This is a genomic window from Bacillus sp. MC1252 (genome assembly GCF_056838025.1).
In genome coordinates this window covers 1,776,610-1,794,910 of record NZ_CM166369.1, presented here as the reverse complement: position 1 = coordinate 1,794,910, position 18,301 = coordinate 1,776,610, and the positions used below count along the sequence as shown (strand labels likewise).

Below are 18,301 nucleotides of genomic sequence, written 5' to 3'. Positions count from 1 at the left end.
ATCGTATGAGATACTTTCTTTAGAGAAAAGAAAGAAGGTGAAACCAATTGATTTATACCTGCACCTTAAATCCTGCTATTGACCTATATATTGCATTAAAAGAAATGCGGGCAAATACAGTGAACCGCACAGAAGATGAGGATTATCAGCCGAATGGAAAAGGCGTCAATGTGTCGATTATGCTAAAAAAATATGGCGTTAACAGCACTGCATTAGGCTTTATTGCCGGGTTTTCTGGTTCATATATTGAGCAATCCTTAAAAGATCTTTCCATTCCAACAGATTTTATCCCGGTTGAAGGAATTACGCGCATTAACGTTTTTATCAATACAACAGAAGAATACAAGCTTGTGAATCAAGGTCCTGCCATTCAGGCAAAAGCACTTCACGCCTTTCGCGAGAAAATTTCAGCAATCCCGCAGGGCGGTATCCTCATTATGTCAGGCAGTCTGCCAAAGGGCGTACCAGCCAGCATTTTTTCAGAAGTAGCTGCAATTTGTCATCAAAACAACGTCAAATTCATTTTAGATACAAGCTCTATAGCGGTTCTTGAGACGCTTCAGTACAATCCGTATTTATTAAAACCAAATGAAGAAGAATTGGCCGCTTTTTTCGGCAAAACACATCATTTATCAGAAACAGAACTCATTCAATCCGGAGAAAAACTCATCGAGATGGGTGCAGAGCAAGTACTCATTTCCCGCGGAGGAGAAGGGGCTCTATTCATCACGAAGGAAGACGTGTTAAAAGGAAACGCACCAACAGGCACGGTAGTAAACACAGCTTGTTCAGGAGATGCCATGCTCGCAGCATTTATTAGTAAACAGCTTGAAGGACATTCAGCCGAAGAATGCTTACGCTACGGGATTGCAACAGGAGCATCTACCGCATTTTCAAAAGGCTTAAGTGATTTACATGATATCAAGTCGCTGATAGAGCAAATTCACATTCACAACATATAAGGGGGAGTCAACATGAGCCGTAAAAAAATTGTCGCTGCAACCGGCTGTCCAACAGGCATTGCGCACACATTTATGGCAGCTGAGGCCTTAAAAATAGCTGCTGAGCAATTAGGGGTCGACATCAAAGTCGAAACGCATGGTCAAGTAGGAATTGAAAACGCTTTAACGGACCAAGACATTATGGAAGCTGATGGAGTCATTGTTGCAGCTGACAAAGATGTGCACACAGACCGTTTTCATGGAAAACCACTCATAGAAGTGCCTGTATCTAAAGGAATTCGCACGCCAGCTGAGCTGATCCAGAGTATTTTAAATGGAGATGCACCTATTCATCAAGTGAAAGGCAGGGCTGCTGTTACCGAGAATACATCTGCATCTGCACCTTCACCCACTCAGCAAAAGACGTCAAATAAATGGATACACACCATCTATAAGCACTTAATGAACGGTGTATCACACATGCTTCCATTTGTCGTAGGCGGCGGGGTTTTAATTGCCCTTTCTTTTCTATTTGGCATCTACTCTGCTGACCCTCAGCATGAAACGTATCACCCGTTTGCTGCCTATTTGAAAAGCATTGGCGGACTCGGCTTTAGCTTAATGGTTCCGATTTTAGCAGCATTTATCGCTGATTCGATCGCAAGACGGCCAGGGATGGTTGTTGGATTTATAGGAGGGCTGCTTGCAAACGATGGAGGTGCCGGTTTCTTAGGTGGTATTATCGCAGGTTTTGCAGCAGGATATATCATTCTATTGCTTCAATTCATGCTTCAAAAATTACCTGCATCACTTGATGGATTAAAATCGATCTTCATCTATCCCGTCATCGGTATTTTCTTGATAGGGGCTGTGATGACTCCTCTATTAGTTCCAATTACAGGGTTAAATAATTCACTAATGGATTTTCTCTCATCCGTTCAATCCACGAATCCGCTGCTCTTAGGCTTAATTGTTGGGGCTATGTGTGGATTTGATATGGGTGGACCTTTTAACAAAGCAGCCTATGTGACAGGAACGGCTTTACTTGCAGAAGGCAATCTTTATTTCATGGCAGGTGTGTCTGCTGCATGCATTACACCGCCGCTTATCATTGCGATTGCGACAACGATTTTCCGAAAACATTTCACACCACAAGAACGAAATGCAGGGGCGATCAACTATATTCTAGGTGCTACACATATTACCGAAGGGGCCATCCCGTTTGCGGCCAAAAACCCAGTCGTTGTCCTGCCGATTATTATGTTTGGTTCGGCCATCTCTGCTATTTTGACTTATTTGTTCGGCGTACAGGTTCCTGCACCGCATGGCGGATTCCTTGTCCTACCAGTCGTCACAGGCGCATTTCAGTGGGTGCTTTCCATATTGATCGGATCTATGATCGGTGCGATTCTATACGGACTTTACCGTAAAAAAATAGACAAAGCCGCAGTTTAATAGGGGGAAGAGAAATGATGGAACATATTTATATGAATCTTCATGAAACAGCTTCTTCACAGGCAGGCGTTTTCGCAGCCATTGCTGACATTGCCTGCAAAGCAGGTATTTGCACATCGCCAGAGGATGTCAAAGAAGGCTTAGCTGAAAGGGAAGCTCTTAGTACAACAGGCTTTCAAGATGGATTTGCCATTCCGCATACACAGACAGACGCCATCACGAAACCAGCACTAGTGATCGTCCGCACTGAAACCGGAATTGAATGGGACGCTTTTGATGGAAAGCCTTGCTTTTTCTTTTTATCCTTACTGATCCCAAAAAATGAAGCAGGGACCACTCATTTAAAAGCACTTTCTGCTCTTTCACGAGGCTTAATGGATGAAGCGAAACGTCAAAAGCTGCTCGAAACAAGAACAAATGAAGAAATGCTCGCTGTATTAAAAACAGAAATTTTGACTAGAGAGGATGTTTGACCATGCCTTTACTTTCAACAACACCGATGCTTGAAGCTGCAAAAAAAGAAAAATACGGAATTGTCGCATTCAATGTGCACTCCTTTGACAGTATTTATTGGGTGCTCGAAACGGCAGCTGAATTAAAGTCACCTGTGATTTTGCAAACGACGGTCGGAACGGTTCAATCTCTTGGAGCAAAAGCCATTGCAGATACAGTGAAGGCGGCAGCTGACCAATATCAAATCCCAATCGGTCTTCACCTGGATCATTGTACTGACTTTGATGTGATTCTTACCTGTATCAGGGCGGGTTATACATCCGTTATGATCGATGCATCGATGCATTCGTATGAAGAAAATGTACGCCGCACAAAAGAAGTGGTTGATCTTGCATTAAAAGTAGGTGTGAATGTAGAAGCCGAGCTAGGCAAGGTAGGCGGCGTAGAAGATGACATCGTGGTAGATGAAAAGGATGCTGAAAAAGCCATTCCATCAGAGTGCCGTCAATTTATAGAAGAAACAGGGGTACCCACTTTAGCGCCTGCGATCGGCACCGCCCACGGCATTTATAAAGGGGTACCGGATATTGATTTTGACCGCATTGAACAAATTGCAGCGCTTGTCAATGTACCACTTGTCCTGCACGGAGGTTCAGCTGTACCAGAAGAGGATGTCAGAAGATGTGTAACACTTGGTATGGCTAAGGTCAATGTCTCAACTGAACTAAAAAACGCCTACTCCGAAGCCATTCGTGATCATTTCTCAAACGAACCCGAAAGCTTAGATCCGCGTATGTATTTACAAAAAGCAAAACAAGCAGCAAAGGACATGGTCACATCTAAAATACGGATCGTTGGCAGTGAAGGCAAAGCCCATCTTTTATATCAATGAGACGAAAAAAAGCAGAGCCACCATCGCTCTGCTTTTTCACATTATTCACTTTCTTTCATTTCGTTTGATGTGCGTACTCGTGCATTCCCCATAAATACGACCGTAATCGCCGCAAGTGCAATCGGGAATAAAGCAATCATAAATACGTACGTAATACTTTGTGACATCGCATCAATGACTTTATTTAAAATATCAGGCGGAATTTGTGAGCGGGCACCCTCTTGGAAAATGGATTGCGGATCGCCAATTTGAGAAGGGGCTCCTTTCATTCCGCTGAAGGCATCTGCTAAACGATTCGTCAGGACATTTGTTTGAATCGTCCCGAAAACCGTCACACCTAACGTCATCCCAAGAGATCTCATAAACGAATTGGTTGAGTTCGCACTGCCGCGATAGCGCGGAGAGAGATCATTCATTGAAGCAGATGGCAGAAGGGAGAAGCTAAAGCCGACACCAAAGCCTGATATCATCATAAAGAGCGTGAGCCAGAGTCTTGCTGTATCTGGTGACATGTTGGCAAGCAGCATCATCCCAGCGAAAAATGAAATCACAGAAATGGTCATAAGGCGTCTGAAAGGTACTTTCGTCTGCATCGTTCCGCCAATCATACTGCCAATGACGGACCCTATCATCATCGGAGTTAAAATGAAGCCTGCACTTGTCGCAGATTCACCGTACACTGCCTGCACGAAAATAGGGATAAAGACGGCAAGAATTATAAACGTCCCGCCATATAAAAACGCTAAAATTTGAGATGTCGCAAATAAACGATTTTTAAACATCCAAAATGAAATAATCGGTTCCTCAGCTTTACGCTCAACGATAAAAAAGATGGTACCGAAGACAACAAATACAGCAAATAGTGTTAGGATTTGTACGGAATCCCAAGCATAAGATTTACCGCCAAGCTCAAGTGCGAACATCAAGCTTACAACTGAAACGACAAGAGTAATGGCACCTGACCAGTCGATTTTCTGCTTACGATGCTCAAGCGATTCCTGATAGTATCTGGCGATCAAGATCACACTGACGATACCGATTGGCACGTTAATATAGAAAACCCAATGCCAGCCGATCGAATCCGTAATAATGGCACCTAACAGCGGGCCAAGTACACTTGATAAACCAAATACTGCACCAAACATACCTGACATTTTTCCGCGCTTTTCAGGCGGGAAGATATCAAAGATAATCGTAAATGCGATCGGAAGCAGTGCACCGCCTCCAAGCCCTTGAATGGCTCGGTAAATAATGAGCTGATCCATCGTTTGTGCAATACCACACAGCGCAGATCCAATTAAAAAGAAAATAAGTCCAAACAGAAAAAAACGCTTTCGACCATACATATCAGAAAGCTTTCCATAAATCGGCATTCCGGCCATCACTGCCACCATGTAAGAAGCGGTCACCCAAGCAAATTTATCAAAACTGCCTAAATCTGCTACGATGCTCCCCATCGCTGTTGCGACAATGGTATTGTCCATCGCTGCCATAAAAATACCTAACAGCAAACCGATGACAACGAAGCGAGTGGATGCCTTGCCTTTATCCACAGTATTCATTTCATTTACCTCCTGCTTACGTTCTCTTCTTTTTTTTGCTATGATCAATTTAATCATTAAGTAAGAGAACATTTATCTTGATGATCAAGATAAATTGATTTTAAAGGGAGGAGAACAAGTTGTCAATAAAGAACGGGGCTGAAGACAGAGCAGACCTGATGATTCATACGATGAGGCGACTTGCCACACGAACGGTTTTGTTCCACCAAGCGGCCGCTCAATCGCTCGGCCTTTTCCCAACAGATCTCAAATCAGCCGATTTATTAAACGAACTGGGACCACTCACAGCAGGCGAATTAAGTGAAAAAACAGGTCTTAGCTCAGGTGCCGTCACGGCTCTTATTGACCGGCTTGAAAAAGCAGGCTACGCCAAAAGGGAGAAGGACCCAAAAGACAAGCGAAGGGTCATCATTGTTCCACTGACTGCGGGGAAATCACAGGTGAAACAACTTTTCCGATCTTTATCAGCTTCAACCAAAGAACTGACAAATGAGTACAAGCCCGAAGAATTAGATCTCATCATTCAATTTATTTCCGAAACAGCTCATATCATGGATCAAGAACTCCAACTGCTCAAATCTAAATCGTAACAAAGCACACTCATGCGGGTGTGCTTTTTCTTATGGAAAAAATGGGAACCCAAAAGCTGCACATCAAAAGCTGAAGACATTTGGACTTCTTTGCCGCCAGTCAGTTGATTAAACTTATAACCAAAGGGAAGAAGGGAGGGATTCCATCTGTATTTAACCAAAAGGGGCACCACTTTATTATCGATGCTGCTTCACACGACATCTTATCTATCAATCGAAGACTTACAGAATCGACTGAATGTCTCTACTCGAACCGTCTACTCCGACATCAAACGAATGAATAACTGGCTCGAAACACATCAGCTTAGCCGTGTTCAGCGAAAAGCACAGTTTGGCTACTATTTAAATCCAAGTGAGAAAGAAGCGATTCTGAAAAAAGCAGACACCATTCTCGTCGGTCATGATTATGAACCATGTGTAAAGGAAAGGCGTGCGATTCTGCTCTTATCCATTGCGTGCAGCGAGAAACGCTTAAGGATTGATGATTTCATAGAGATGACAAAGGTAAGCCGGAATACATTGCTTGAAGATATGAAACAGCTAAAAGAGGCGCTTTCAAAGCAGCAGCTCACCCTTCATTATCAGGCAGCCTGCGGCTATTTTTTATCAGGTGACGAAAGAGCGATTCGATTGGCTTTAAAGCCCTATATCCACTTCATTCGAACAATGATCAAAAACGAAAAAACGTTTCCTTCGTTTTGGTTAAAGGGCCCTATTTCATATAAGCGGTTACACCTTCTCCTCCAGCACTCAGAACAAGAACTTAAGCTCGAGTTTGCAGATGACATGCTGGATCAGCTGTCTTTGGATCTCTTTTTCTACTTCAAGCGGATGAAGCTAGGACGTGCTGTGCATCTTTCAAACGAAGAAAAGCGTACATTGCAGGAAACAGATGAATGCTTGGCTGCTATTCGCTTCATGGCACAGATTCAAAAAGAAACCAGTCTTCATGTTCATGATGATGAAATCTATTTTCTTAGCACGCTATGGCTCAGCGCAAAGAAACAAAAGCTTCCATCAAGTAAAAAACCTGAAGAGCATCTCATTCGTACCATCGCCAGACAAATGATATTTGACTTTCAGCGGTATGCTTGTATTTCCTTTCAAGAGCCAGAAGCCTTAGAGAAAAACTTAACCATGCATTTAATTCCGGCCTATTACAGGCTCATCTATCACGTTGGGATCATCAATGAATTAACAGATTCGATGAAAAAAGCACAGCCAGAGGTGTTTGAAATCACTCAAAAGGTCGCATGCCATTTAGAAAAGGCGACCTGTTCAAAGATGAGCGACCACGAAATTGCGTATGTTGCGATGCATTTTGGCGGCTGGATGAGAAGAGAAGGGATTTCACCGATTGAGAGGCGTTCTGTATACATTGTCTGCGGCGAAGGAATTGGCACAAGTCACATGCTGAAAACACAGCTGCTTGAATTAATCGGCTACATCGAGGTACGCGCTCTGTTATCTAAGCGTTCATATGAAGAATTGTCATCCATCGATGCCGACTTTGTTGTATCAACAACACCGATTTCGTTTAAAGGAAAACCCGTTCACGTCGTTCACCCTATTCTTACCGCCTATGAGAAAAAAATATTGCTCCAATATGGGGATGGCGGGGAAACCAGGCTTGATGAGCAAAGGGTAGACGTTTTATTCAACATCATTCAGCAGCATACCATCGTACAAAATGAAAAAGCACTGCTTCGTGATCTTAAGGAGCTGCTTCATCCCGAATATGTATCCCATCAGAAAGGGTGGAAACCAGTGTTAAACGATTTATTAACAGAAGAAACCATTCAGCTCCAGCAAACCGCAGAAACGTGGCAAGAGGCCCTCACAAAAGCAGCGCAGCCTTTACTCGATCAAAATGCCATTCAGGGAGGTTATGTGGAAGCCATGATTCAGTCCGTTCATCAAAATGGGCCTTATATTGTGATTGCACCACAAGTGGCGATTCCGCATGCCAGACCAGAGGACGGCGTGAACACATTAAGCATGTCACTCATGTCATTCAAACAGCCTGTTTACTTTTCAAAGGATGAAAAAAAGCAGGTTCGGCTCGTCATTGTGCTAGCTGCCATTGACAGTATGACTCACCTGAAAGCACTCAAACAGCTGACCATGCTGCTAAGTGATGAAAAACGAATCCAACAATTAATTGAAGCAGAGGAATTAGCATCGATTCAAGAACTAATTGATCAATTTTCACAAGTATAAAGGGGGAAAAAGAGAATGAAAAAAATTCTTGTTGTGTGCGGAAACGGATTAGGAAGCAGCTTTATTGTAGAAATGAATGTCAAAAAAGCTTTAGAAGAGTTAGGCCTTTTAGCTAAAGTGGATCATACCGATCTCAGTACAAGTAAAAATGAAAAAGCCGATCTGTATATCGGAGCAAAAGACATTATTGATCAACTGGATGACGGTACAAGAAAGGTTGCTGGATTAAATAACTTGTTAGACCAGGAATCCATTAAAGACGTTCTTCGCAAACACATATAAGTCAGGAAAAAGGGGGATTCACATCATGATAGAACTGATCATGAACGATATATTGGGCACGCCTGCAATTCTCATCGGTTTGTTTGCACTAGCCGGTTTACTTTTGCAGAAAAAATCAGCCGCAGATACCGTGTCAGGCACCTTGAAAACAACCATGGGATTCTTAATATTAGGAGCCGGCGCCACAGTCGTGTCTGATTCACTTGGTGTTTTTCGAAAAATGTTTGAAGCAGCCTTTCACATTCAAGGAGTTGTTCCAAATACAGATGCCATGGCGGCCATTGCCCAAAAGGAATTCGGTACACAGACAGCGCTCATTATGATTTTTGGCATGCTGGTCAATCTGTTACTGGCAAAATTCACACCCTTTAAATACGTCTTTTTAACAGGTCACCATACCTTATATATGGCTGCGATGCTCGCAGTCGTTCTCTCAACAGCCGGAATGCACGGAGCGCTCCTTGTCACCACCGGTTCGATCATATTAGGTACAGCTATGGTGATTGCACCCGCTATCCTTCAGCCCTATACAAGGAAAGTCACCGGAAACGATGATCTCGCGCTCGGCCACTTCAGTACCTTCGGTTATTTTACAGCGGGAATGATCGGCAAATGGGTAGGCCGTCCAGAGAAATCTACAGAGACCATTCAAGTGCCTAAATCACTCGGCTTTCTAAGAGATACATCTGTTGCAATTTCGATCACAATGGCTTTGCTGTTCTTTGCGATCGCACCGTTTGCAGGGATTTCCTTTATAGAACAGATCAGCGGAGGCACGAATTTCGCCGTCTTTATTCTCATCCAGGCCATTACCTTTGCAGCTGGTGTATATATTATTTTAGCAGGGGTTCGGATGGCAATTGGTGAAATCGTGCCTGCTTTTAAAGGGATTGCCGATCGCTTTGTGAAAGGAGCAAAGCCGGCCCTTGATGCGCCAACCGTTTTTCCATTTGCTCCAAATGCGGTCATCATCGGTTTTTTATGCAGCTTTGCAGGAGGAATTTTGTCCATTTTCCTTTTGCCTTTGTTTGGTTTAACTGTGATTGTCCCTGGTCTTGTCCCGCACTTTTTTTGCGGTGCTACAGCAGGAGTGTATGGCAATGCAACAGGAGGGGTGAGAGGTGCTGTCGCAGGGGCATTTGTGAATGGATTACTTCTTTCATTCTTACCTGCTTGTTTACTCCCTGTGTTAGGAACTCTTGGCTTTGAAGGGACAACTTTTGGAGATACAGACTTCGGTATCATCGGAATCTTGATTGGAATGATCAAGTTTTTATTTCATCTTTAAAAAAGGAGGAGGCTGAGAATGACAGCCATTTTTTCACCTTCACTGATGTGCATGGATTTAACACACTTCCGTGAACAAATTCATCTTCTTAACACGAGAGCAAATCGGTATCATGTCGACATCATGGATGGTCATTACGTGAAGAATATCACCTTATCACCCTTTTTCATTGAACAGCTTCGGAAACTGACAGATGTACCGATTGATGTTCATCTTATGGCCGAACACCCCCAGGAATTTTTAATCGATGCATGTATTGATGCAGGCGCAACCATGATTTGTTTACACCCAGAAGTCGTGCAAAAAGACGTCTTTCGAATCATCCGGCATATCCACCAAAGAGAGTGTGAGGTCGGCTTTGTCTTAAATCCTGCCACACCAGTTGCGGCGTTAGATGCTTTTATTCATTTAATAGACCGAGTGACGATCATGACGATCGATCCAGGCTTTGCCGGACAGCCTTTTATTCAAGAAATGCTTCAGAAAATCAAAGAGGTGAAGGATGTAAAAGAGAAGGGAGGATACTCGTTTTCAATCGAAGTAGACGGCTCTTGTAATGAAAACACCTTCCGCCTCCTTGCTGAGGCTGGAAATGAGATCTACATCATCGGCACCTCAGGCTTATTTGGCCTTCATGAACAACTCGACACCGCCTGGGAAACAATGAAGCAATTATTTGCAAAAGAAACAGCCACAATTGAATCGCCTTAGTAAAAGAGAGGATGAAACCCATCCTCTTTTTTACGTAAATTTACTAAAAGCACTGCACGTTCACCAACACATACTCAAAAACATGACTAAAAGCGCAAATTTATAATTGAAAGCGCTTTATTTATGTGTTATTCTTCAAATATCTTTAGTAAACATTTAGTCAAATAAGCCGTGAGGAGTTTGCCTATGACCACACTCAAAGATATTGCTCATGATGCAAAAGTGTCCGTTTCTACTGTATCCCGTGTGTTAAATGGCGACCAAACGCTAGCCGTTTCACACGCAACAAGACAAAACATCCTCGACATAGCCAAAAAATTAAACTATACCCCAGTGAGAGCAAGAAAAGCCGATCAACCAGAAGGAAAAAGCCCATCTGTATCCCCAGTCATCGGTGTCGTTGTCGCACAATCCATTGATGAAGAATTAAATGATCCCTTTTTTTCATCCATTCGAAAAGGAATCGAAAAAGAATATGCCAAACAAGACCTGTCCACCCTCCATACATTTCGCCTGAGAAGCATGGACAAAGGTGCGATGCTAAAGGATATAGACGGTTTGATCGTCATTGGACGAATCAGCCCCGATACTGTTGAAAAAATGACAAATCGCATGGAGCACATTGTTTTTATCAATCATTATGCAGATGAAGATTTGTATGATTGCGTACATGTGGACTTTGTAAGAGCGGCTGATCGCGGGATTCGTCACCTGCAATCTCTCGGCTACACACACCTAGGCTATATCGGCGGGAAAGAACGGGAACATTATTTCGAAGGGAACGCTGTCATTGAGGACGAAAGACAAACGACTTTTATGAAAAGAATGCAAGAGGCAGGAGGTCTTCATATGGATGACATCCACATTGGTGAATACTCCATGCAAGAAGGTTATACGCTTATGCAGCAAGCCATCCAAAAAGGAAATCTCCCAGAAGCCTTTTTTATCGGAAGTGACTCCATGGCGATCGGTGCTATGCGCGCTCTACATGAAGCGGGTCTCCGTGTGCCTCTAGATGTATCCATTGTTGGGTTTAATGACATTGAAGCCGCTTCATTTTCAAGCCCCACGCTCACGACCGTCAAAGTGTATACAGAAGAAATGGGGGAAGTTGGTCTAAAGCTTTTGCTTGAACGGATACGAGGAAGAAAGCTGCCTCTAAAAGTCGTCGTACCAACTAAGCTCATTAAACGGGGCAGCACATGCCCCATCCATGAAAGGGGGTGAACCAAGATTTCAGTAAACAAAAAAGAGACAAAAAAGCAGAAAGGAAGCTGCTAAGCATGATGGCCAGATCATGCTGAAAACAAGGCAACTTACCGATATGCTCTCTTATCTCTTTGAAAAGAATAGAATTCCAGTATAATGGACTTCTTTTGTTTCCGCAACTGCATGAATTCTACCTATTATCGTCTGAATTTTCAGTGATCAAAAGGAGGAAACCATGAATAAAAAAATCATGATGATGTGTGCAGCCTTTTTCTTGACCGTTATTTTGTCTGCTTGCGGCAATAACGGCGCGTCTGAAGCAAACGGAAAGGTCACCCTGACTCTATTTTCCACGATGAGTAACAGCGGGGAAAGAAAAGCGTTTGAAGAAGTGATTCGTGATTTTGAAAAAGAACATGAAAGCATTCGGATCGATGCCAATTTCCCTGGCAACAGCTACGAAGATATGATACGCGTCAAAATGGGGGCAAACGATATGCCTGACCTATTTGATACACATGGCTGGGCGAAATTGCGCTATAGCGAGTATGTGGCTGATTTAAAGGAGATGGACTGGGTCAAACAGCTTGATCCTTCACTCGACCAGATATTAAAGGACAAAGATGGCAAAGTGTATGCCTATCCGCTGAATCAAGCCAAGGACGGGCTCAGTTTTAATGCCAATCTTTTAAAAGAATACGGCATTGAAGTACCTAAAACACTAAATGAACTCAAAAGTGCTTTACAAACGGTCAAAGAAAAAAGCAAGGGAGATGTTGTGCCGCTCTGGATACCGGGAGGGGATAATTCAAATATCGCCCAAGTCTTTGATGAACTAGCCACGCCTTTATTAATCACCGATCAAAAACATCAATACGGTAAAGAACTTGAAAACGGATCATTTGATTGGTCTAACTATACACCGCTTGCACAGTTCATGAAGGAGCTGAAGGATCAAGACCTTTTAAACAAAGATGTCCTTACAGCGAAACTATCACAAGCTCCTGAGCTGATGGCGCAAAACAAAATCGCTTTCACTTTTGTCGGGGGATCTCTAGGTCCTGAAGCGACAGAGCTCAATCAATCGATCAAAGTAGGGACGATGCCTGTTCCAGCCATTCATGAAGGAGATAAGCAAAGCTGGATTGGCGGAGAACGGTTTACTGTCGCTGCATGGAAGGAATCCAAACATCTAAAAGAAGCAAAACAATTCATCGACTTTTTAGCAAAACCAGAAAATGCGAAGAAAATCGCAGAGGGCACATCCTCTGAAACCGCCTTAAAGCAGGTGAAAGCCAAAAACTATTACTCTACGTTTTACGAGCAATACGAACATATCAAGATTGAACCATATTTTGACCGAAAATACTTACCGAGCGGTATGTGGGCTGTCATGGCAACAACTGGTCAAGAATTATTAGCAGGCTCTATCACACCAGAACAATTATCAAAGAAAATGGAAGAGGAATATAAGCGCCTGAAAAAACAATAGCTGTCTTATGCTGAAACAGGAGTGAAGCCAATGAGTGACATCACAAAAGAAAAACAGGCGGCGACATTCACCTCTTTTCCTAAACAGAAGATGAAAAAAAGCCAGAATTCATCACTTTGGTGGATGTACATGCCAGCTGTTCTCGTGGTCAGTACCTTTATCATCTATCCCTTTTTTAACGGGATTCAGCTTTCTTTTACAAATTGGAACGGTTTCTCGCAAAATGATGAGTGGATTGGACTTGATCAATACAAACGGCTGCTTCAAGACCCTACAACATGGCTTGTTGTCAAAAACACGCTTCTTTACGGAATCGGGAGCACAATTTTACAAAATATCATTGGACTTGGATATGCTCTCCTGCTACATCAAAGCTTAAAGATGAGAGCCATCACAAGAACGGTGATCTATTTACCCGTCATGATCAGCCCAATTGCCATGGGCTATATTTGGTATTTTGTGTTTGCCTACCAAGGTGGTGCATTGAACGATGTTGTGACACTTTTTGGATTTGATCAAATGAATGCGCTCGGCAATCCGCAATTAAACACATGGATCATTGTGTTTGTCAATACGTATCAATTCGTCGGTATTGCAATGATCATTTATTTAGCAGGACTTCAAAGTATTCCAAAGGATTATTATGAAGCGGCACAATTAGATGGCGCGTCAAGCCTCCAGCAATTCAGGCAGATCACATTGCCGCTTTTAATGCCGTCCATCACCATTAATGTTGTGCTCAATGTCATTGGCGGACTCAAGCTGTTCGATGTCATTGTAGCACTCACTGGCGGCGGACCTGGAGATTCCTCACAATCGATGTCGACCTTTATGTATGATCTATATTTCAAACGTCAGGATGCAGGCTATGCAGCGACGCAAGGTGTTTTCATGGCAGTCATCATCCTTGTCATTAGTGTTACAGCACTGATCTATTTCAAACGAAAGGAGACCGAGGTGTGATGGATAACGCCTATAAACGCAAGAAAAGATGGTACTCCTTACTGGCGCTATTGATTACATTGCTTCATTTGATTCCATTTTATATTTTGGTAACGACATCACTAAAGGGCATAGGAGATTTCAGCTCAAAATGGCTGTTTCCATCAACACTCCATTTTGAAAACTTTCGCATTGCATGGACAGAGGCACAGCTTGGCCAGTCCTTTTTGAATACAGTGATCATTACGTTCAGCTCGGCGGTATTACTCATCATTCTTGGATCTCTTGCAGCCTATCCGCTCGCAAGAAGGGTGACAAAGCTCAATAAAGCGGTGTATCTTTTATTCATTGCGATTATGGTCATTCCGCCGCTCACAGCCCTCGTTCCACTATATAAAATGGTCGTTCAAATCGGGATGATGAACACCTATCAGATCGCTATTTTAAACAATGTAGCCGCTTTTTTGCCGCTGACGATTTTTTTATACGCAGGTTTTATCCGCTCGACCATTCCGAAGGAGCTTGAAGAAGCAGCTCGTATTGATGGAGCGGGGACACTCAGAGTTTTTTTCACCATCGTTTTTCCGCTGCTGAAGCCAATTACCGCTTCTGTTTTAATCATTGCCTGTGTGTATATTTGGAACGACTATCAATTTGCCATCTTCTTTTTGCAAGATAAAGAGATGCATACACTCACTGTCGCCTTATCCAATTTTTTTGGTCAAAATCAGCATCAGCTCCAGCTTGTTGGCGCCGCCGCTCTCATAGCGATGCTGCCAATGGTCACGATGTTTTTACTTTTGCAAAAATATTTTATTGCAGGGCTTTCCCAAGGCTCTGTCAAAGGGTAATCCAACATTTGTAAAAAGGAGAGTCGTCTATGTCTAAAATTACATTTATCGGTGCAGGGAGTACCGTCTTTGCTAAAAATATATTAGGAGATTGTCTGTTCGTCCCCGCACTTGCCGGCTTTGAATTCGCATTATATGATATCGACCACAACCGGCTGAAAGAATCAGAAACGATGCTGCGGCACTTAAAAGAAAACTACGCTGCAAATGTGACGATTCAGTCCTATCACAATCGTAAAGAAGCCTTAAAGAATGCGAAATATGTCATCAATGCCATCCAGGTTGGAGGCTATCAGCCTAGTACTGTCATTGATTTTGAGATTCCTAAAAAATATGGGTTAAGACAAACGATTGCTGATACGGTTGGCATCGGCGGCATCTTCCGTTCACTTCGAACCATTCCTGTGATGCTAGACTTTGCAAAGGATATGGAGGAGGTTTGCCCAAATGCCTTATTGTTAAATTACACAAATCCAATGGCCACACTGACAGGCGCCATGCTCCGTTATACACCGATCCAAACGGTTGGTCTTTGCCATAGTGTGCAGGTGTGTACAAAGGATCTGTTTGACTCACTTGAAATGGACCATGAAGGCATTGAAGAAAAAATTGCCGGCATTAATCACATGGCATGGTTATTAGAGGTGAAACGGGACGGAAAAGACTTGTATCCAGAAATCAAAAGAAGAGCAAAAGAAAAGCAGCAATCGCGGCATCATGATATGGTTCGTTTTGAGCTAATGGATAAATTCGGCTACTATGTCACAGAATCCTCAGAGCATAATGCCGAATACCATCCTTATTTCATTAAATCACGCTATCCAGAACTGATCGGTCAGTTTAACATTCCGCTCGATGAATATCCGAGGCGCTGCGAGGAACAAATCAACAATTGGAATACAATGAAGCATGATCTTGTGGGGAATACACAAATCACGCATACTCGCTCTAAAGAATATGGTTCACGTATTATTGAAGCCATCGAAACCAACGCTCCCTTTAAATTTGGTGGGAATGTACTGAACACAGGAGGCCTCATTCACAACCTACCTGAAAAAGCCTGTGTAGAAGTGCCGTGTGTTGCAGATCGAAGCGGCATCATGCCATGTTATGTCGGAGAGATACCTGAACAATTGGCTGGACTCAACCGAACCAACATCAGCTCACAGCTCATAACGATTGAAGCTGCGATCAGCGGCAAAAAAGAGCACATTTATCAAGCGGCTTTACTAGACCCACATACAAGTGCTGAACTTTCGATTGATGACACCATCAAATTATGTGATGAATTAATTGAAGCTCATGGAGAGATGCTGCCAAATTATACAGAAGCGAATCAATATACCGTATCAACGAAATAACTGAAATGAACCAGCCTTTACCTGATGCACAGCGCATCAGGTTTTTCTTATGTAGCAAAAAGATCATTGACTGAAAGCGTTTTTAATATTATGATTTTTTAAAGTTAACCAACAGTTAACCAATAATATATCACTAATTGATGATATTGTGGTGTCATATCACATAAACAAGTGGGGAGGGATCTGCGGCAATCAAGGGCTGACAGCACTTGACATTACAGCTTAGAGAAAGCTGTTTATCACAACGTCAACCAAAACAGCGGTTTGATTTGACAAAGAGTGTATACAGATGAACTCCCGTTAGATGAGACAATGACGATAAATAAACATCCTAAAAGCATGACATTCTTAACAAAGAGGAGAGAGAACATGACCAAAACAGATGTACAAACGTTGAAAAATTATATTGGCGGACAATGGATTGAGGCAGAAACAAGCCAAACGGAGGCTGTTTATAACCCGGCTACTGGCGAAGTCATCGCAGAAGTTCCACTTTCAACGAAAACAGATGTAGAACGTGCGGTACAAGCAGCACAAAAAGCATTTACCACTTGGTCTAAAACAGCTGTCCCTAGACGTGCACGTATTTTATTTAAATACCAACAGTTACTCGTTGAGAAATGGGATGAGCTAGCAGAGCTGGTCACGATTGAAAACGGAAAAAGTTTAACAGAAGCAAAAGGAGAAGTGCAGCGCGGGATTGAATGTGTGGAATTTGCTGCTGGTGCACCGACCTTAATGATGGGAAAACAATTGCCAGATATCGCGACAGGGCTGGAATCTGGCATGTACCGATACCCAATTGGCGTCATCGGTGGTATTACACCATTTAACTTTCCGATGATGGTCCCATGCTGGATGTTCCCGCTTGCCATTGCTTGCGGCAATACATTTGTCTTAAAACCTTCAGAGCGAACTCCCATTCTCGCTGCACGGTTAGCAGAACTATTTGAAGAAGCGGGACTGCCAAAAGGTGTTCTCAACATTGTAAATGGTGCTCACGATGTCGTAAACGGCCTGCTTGAACATCAAAAGGTCAAAGCCATTTCATTTGTCGGCTCTCAGCCAGTCGCAGAATACGTCTATAAAAAAGGAACAGAGCATGGCAAACGTGTACAAGCACTTGCCGGCGCAAAGAATCACTCCATTGTGTTGAAAGACGCCGATTTAGATGCGGCAACAAAACAAATCATTGGGGCTGCTTTTGGATCAGCAGGAGAGCGGTGCATGGCCGCAGCCGTTGTCGCAGTTGAAGAAGAAGTGGCGGACGATTTGATTCAAAAATTAGTCGATGAATCCAATCAGCTCGTGATTGGAAACGGAATCGATGAAGATGTCTTTCTTGGTCCAGTCATTCGAAAGGAGCACAAGGAGCGGACGCTTCAATACATCCAATCAGGGATTGAAGAAGGGGCCAGCCTCATTCGTGATGGCCGGCAAGACAATGAAACAAATGGAAAAGGTTATTTTGTTGGACCATCGATCTTTGATCATGTCACACATGAAATGAAAATTTGGCAGGACGAGATTTTCGCCCCAGTCTTATCAATTGTTCGTGTTTCATCACTAACAGAAGCGATAGACCTGTCCAATCAATCAAAATTTGCTAACGGTGCCTGCCTCTACACAGACAGTGCATCAAGCATAAGAGAATTCCGCGAAAATATAGAAGCAGGTATGCTGGGCGTTAACATCGGTGTTCCCGCACCAATGGCATTCTTCCCGTTTTCCGGCTGGAAAGATTCTTTCTACGGCGACTTGCATGCCAATGGAACAGATGGAGTGGAGTTTTACACAAGAAAGAAAATGGTAACCGCTCGTTATATGTAGTCTACATTCATTGAATAAAGAGGAAAAAATGCAGCTCCAGAATGGATGACTGCATTTTTTTGTTGCCTTCTAGTCAAAAGGTAAGGGTTTTCATCATGATGTTTGCAGTGATTTGCACTAGAAATCATCCTTTGTATTCATTCTTCATCACCACATATCAACATATTTTGAAATTGGGCGTAAACCCCAATATGAGGAAGATGAAAACAGGAGGAAATGAAA

The 18,301-nt window shown here is 43.0% G+C and carries 16 protein-coding genes; 15 read left to right on the top strand and 1 reads right to left on the bottom strand.

What is annotated here, in order from left to right:
- Positions 1-47: 47 nt before the first annotated feature.
- From pfkB to ACYH0L_RS08990, 4 genes are read left to right on the top strand one after another with little or no spacing between them, the layout of a single operon-like run.
- Positions 48-962, top strand: coding sequence for a 1-phosphofructokinase (gene pfkB, locus ACYH0L_RS09005; RefSeq protein ID WP_230030240.1), 915 nt, complete (start codon positions 48-50; stop codon positions 960-962).
- A gap of 12 nt (positions 963-974) precedes the next feature.
- Positions 975-2,396 carry a PTS fructose transporter subunit IIC gene (locus ACYH0L_RS09000; protein WP_230030239.1) on the top strand — a complete coding sequence of 474 codons (1,422 nt, stop codon included), beginning with the start codon at positions 975-977 and terminating at the stop codon, positions 2,394-2,396.
- Between the two features lie 14 nt (positions 2,397-2,410).
- The gene (locus ACYH0L_RS08995; RefSeq protein ID WP_230030238.1) at positions 2,411-2,869 is read left to right on the top strand and encodes a PTS sugar transporter subunit IIA; all 459 of its coding nucleotides are present in this window, start codon (positions 2,411-2,413) and stop codon (positions 2,867-2,869) included.
- 2 nt (positions 2,870-2,871) lie between these two features.
- Positions 2,872-3,741, top strand: a complete 870-nt coding sequence (locus ACYH0L_RS08990) for a class II fructose-bisphosphate aldolase (protein WP_249705543.1) — start codon at positions 2,872-2,874, stop codon at positions 3,739-3,741.
- A 41-nt stretch (positions 3,742-3,782) separates the two neighbouring features.
- Here the strand turns inward: ACYH0L_RS08990 and ACYH0L_RS08985 are convergent, their stop codons facing one another.
- Positions 3,783-5,303 (bottom strand): MDR family MFS transporter, encoded by a 1,521-nt coding sequence (locus tag ACYH0L_RS08985; protein WP_367308194.1) that lies wholly within the window; start codon positions 5,301-5,303, stop codon positions 3,783-3,785.
- Between the two features lie 158 nt (positions 5,304-5,461).
- Here ACYH0L_RS08985 and ACYH0L_RS08980 point away from each other — a divergent pair, with 158 nt between their 5' ends.
- From ACYH0L_RS08980 to ACYH0L_RS08930, 11 genes are all read left to right on the top strand, one after another.
- On the top strand, positions 5,462-5,893 hold the full coding sequence (locus ACYH0L_RS08980; RefSeq protein ID WP_230030538.1) for a MarR family winged helix-turn-helix transcriptional regulator: 432 nt from the start codon (positions 5,462-5,464) through the stop codon (positions 5,891-5,893).
- A 147-nt stretch (positions 5,894-6,040) separates the two neighbouring features.
- Complete coding sequence (locus tag ACYH0L_RS08975) at positions 6,041-8,113, top strand: BglG family transcription antiterminator (RefSeq protein WP_482354483.1); 2,073 nt, start codon at positions 6,041-6,043, stop codon at positions 8,111-8,113.
- 15 nt (positions 8,114-8,128) lie between these two features.
- Positions 8,129-8,395: a PTS sugar transporter subunit IIB gene (locus tag ACYH0L_RS08970; RefSeq protein ID WP_099728392.1), complete on the top strand. Its 267-nt coding sequence runs from the start codon at positions 8,129-8,131 to the stop codon at positions 8,393-8,395.
- A gap of 25 nt (positions 8,396-8,420) precedes the next feature.
- Positions 8,421-9,683: a PTS ascorbate transporter subunit IIC gene (locus ACYH0L_RS08965; RefSeq protein WP_230030234.1), complete on the top strand. Its 1,263-nt coding sequence runs from the start codon at positions 8,421-8,423 to the stop codon at positions 9,681-9,683.
- A gap of 18 nt (positions 9,684-9,701) precedes the next feature.
- Entirely contained in the window at positions 9,702-10,394 is a 693-nt protein-coding gene (alsE, locus tag ACYH0L_RS08960; protein ID WP_099728390.1) for a D-allulose 6-phosphate 3-epimerase, read from the top strand.
- A 186-nt stretch (positions 10,395-10,580) separates the two neighbouring features.
- Positions 10,581-11,621 carry a LacI family DNA-binding transcriptional regulator gene (locus tag ACYH0L_RS08955; RefSeq protein ID WP_230030233.1) on the top strand — a complete coding sequence of 347 codons (1,041 nt, stop codon included), beginning with the start codon at positions 10,581-10,583 and terminating at the stop codon, positions 11,619-11,621.
- A gap of 217 nt (positions 11,622-11,838) precedes the next feature.
- Positions 11,839-13,095 carry an ABC transporter substrate-binding protein gene (locus ACYH0L_RS08950; RefSeq protein ID WP_099728388.1) on the top strand — a complete coding sequence of 419 codons (1,257 nt, stop codon included), beginning with the start codon at positions 11,839-11,841 and terminating at the stop codon, positions 13,093-13,095.
- A gap of 30 nt (positions 13,096-13,125) precedes the next feature.
- Positions 13,126-14,058 carry a carbohydrate ABC transporter permease gene (locus ACYH0L_RS08945; RefSeq protein ID WP_249705545.1) on the top strand — a complete coding sequence of 311 codons (933 nt, stop codon included), beginning with the start codon at positions 13,126-13,128 and terminating at the stop codon, positions 14,056-14,058.
- Positions 14,058-14,888 carry a carbohydrate ABC transporter permease gene (locus ACYH0L_RS08940; protein ID WP_099728386.1) on the top strand — a complete coding sequence of 277 codons (831 nt, stop codon included), beginning with the start codon at positions 14,058-14,060 and terminating at the stop codon, positions 14,886-14,888. The genes ACYH0L_RS08945 and ACYH0L_RS08940 overlap by 1 nt, the downstream gene beginning before the upstream one ends.
- Positions 14,889-14,917: 29 nt before the next feature.
- On the top strand, positions 14,918-16,249 hold the full coding sequence (gene melA, locus ACYH0L_RS08935) for an alpha-glucosidase/alpha-galactosidase (protein ID WP_249705546.1): 1,332 nt from the start codon (positions 14,918-14,920) through the stop codon (positions 16,247-16,249).
- A 369-nt stretch (positions 16,250-16,618) separates the two neighbouring features.
- Positions 16,619-18,079 carry a CoA-acylating methylmalonate-semialdehyde dehydrogenase gene (locus ACYH0L_RS08930; RefSeq protein ID WP_099728384.1) on the top strand — a complete coding sequence of 487 codons (1,461 nt, stop codon included), beginning with the start codon at positions 16,619-16,621 and terminating at the stop codon, positions 18,077-18,079.
- Positions 18,080-18,301 lie beyond the last annotated feature (222 nt).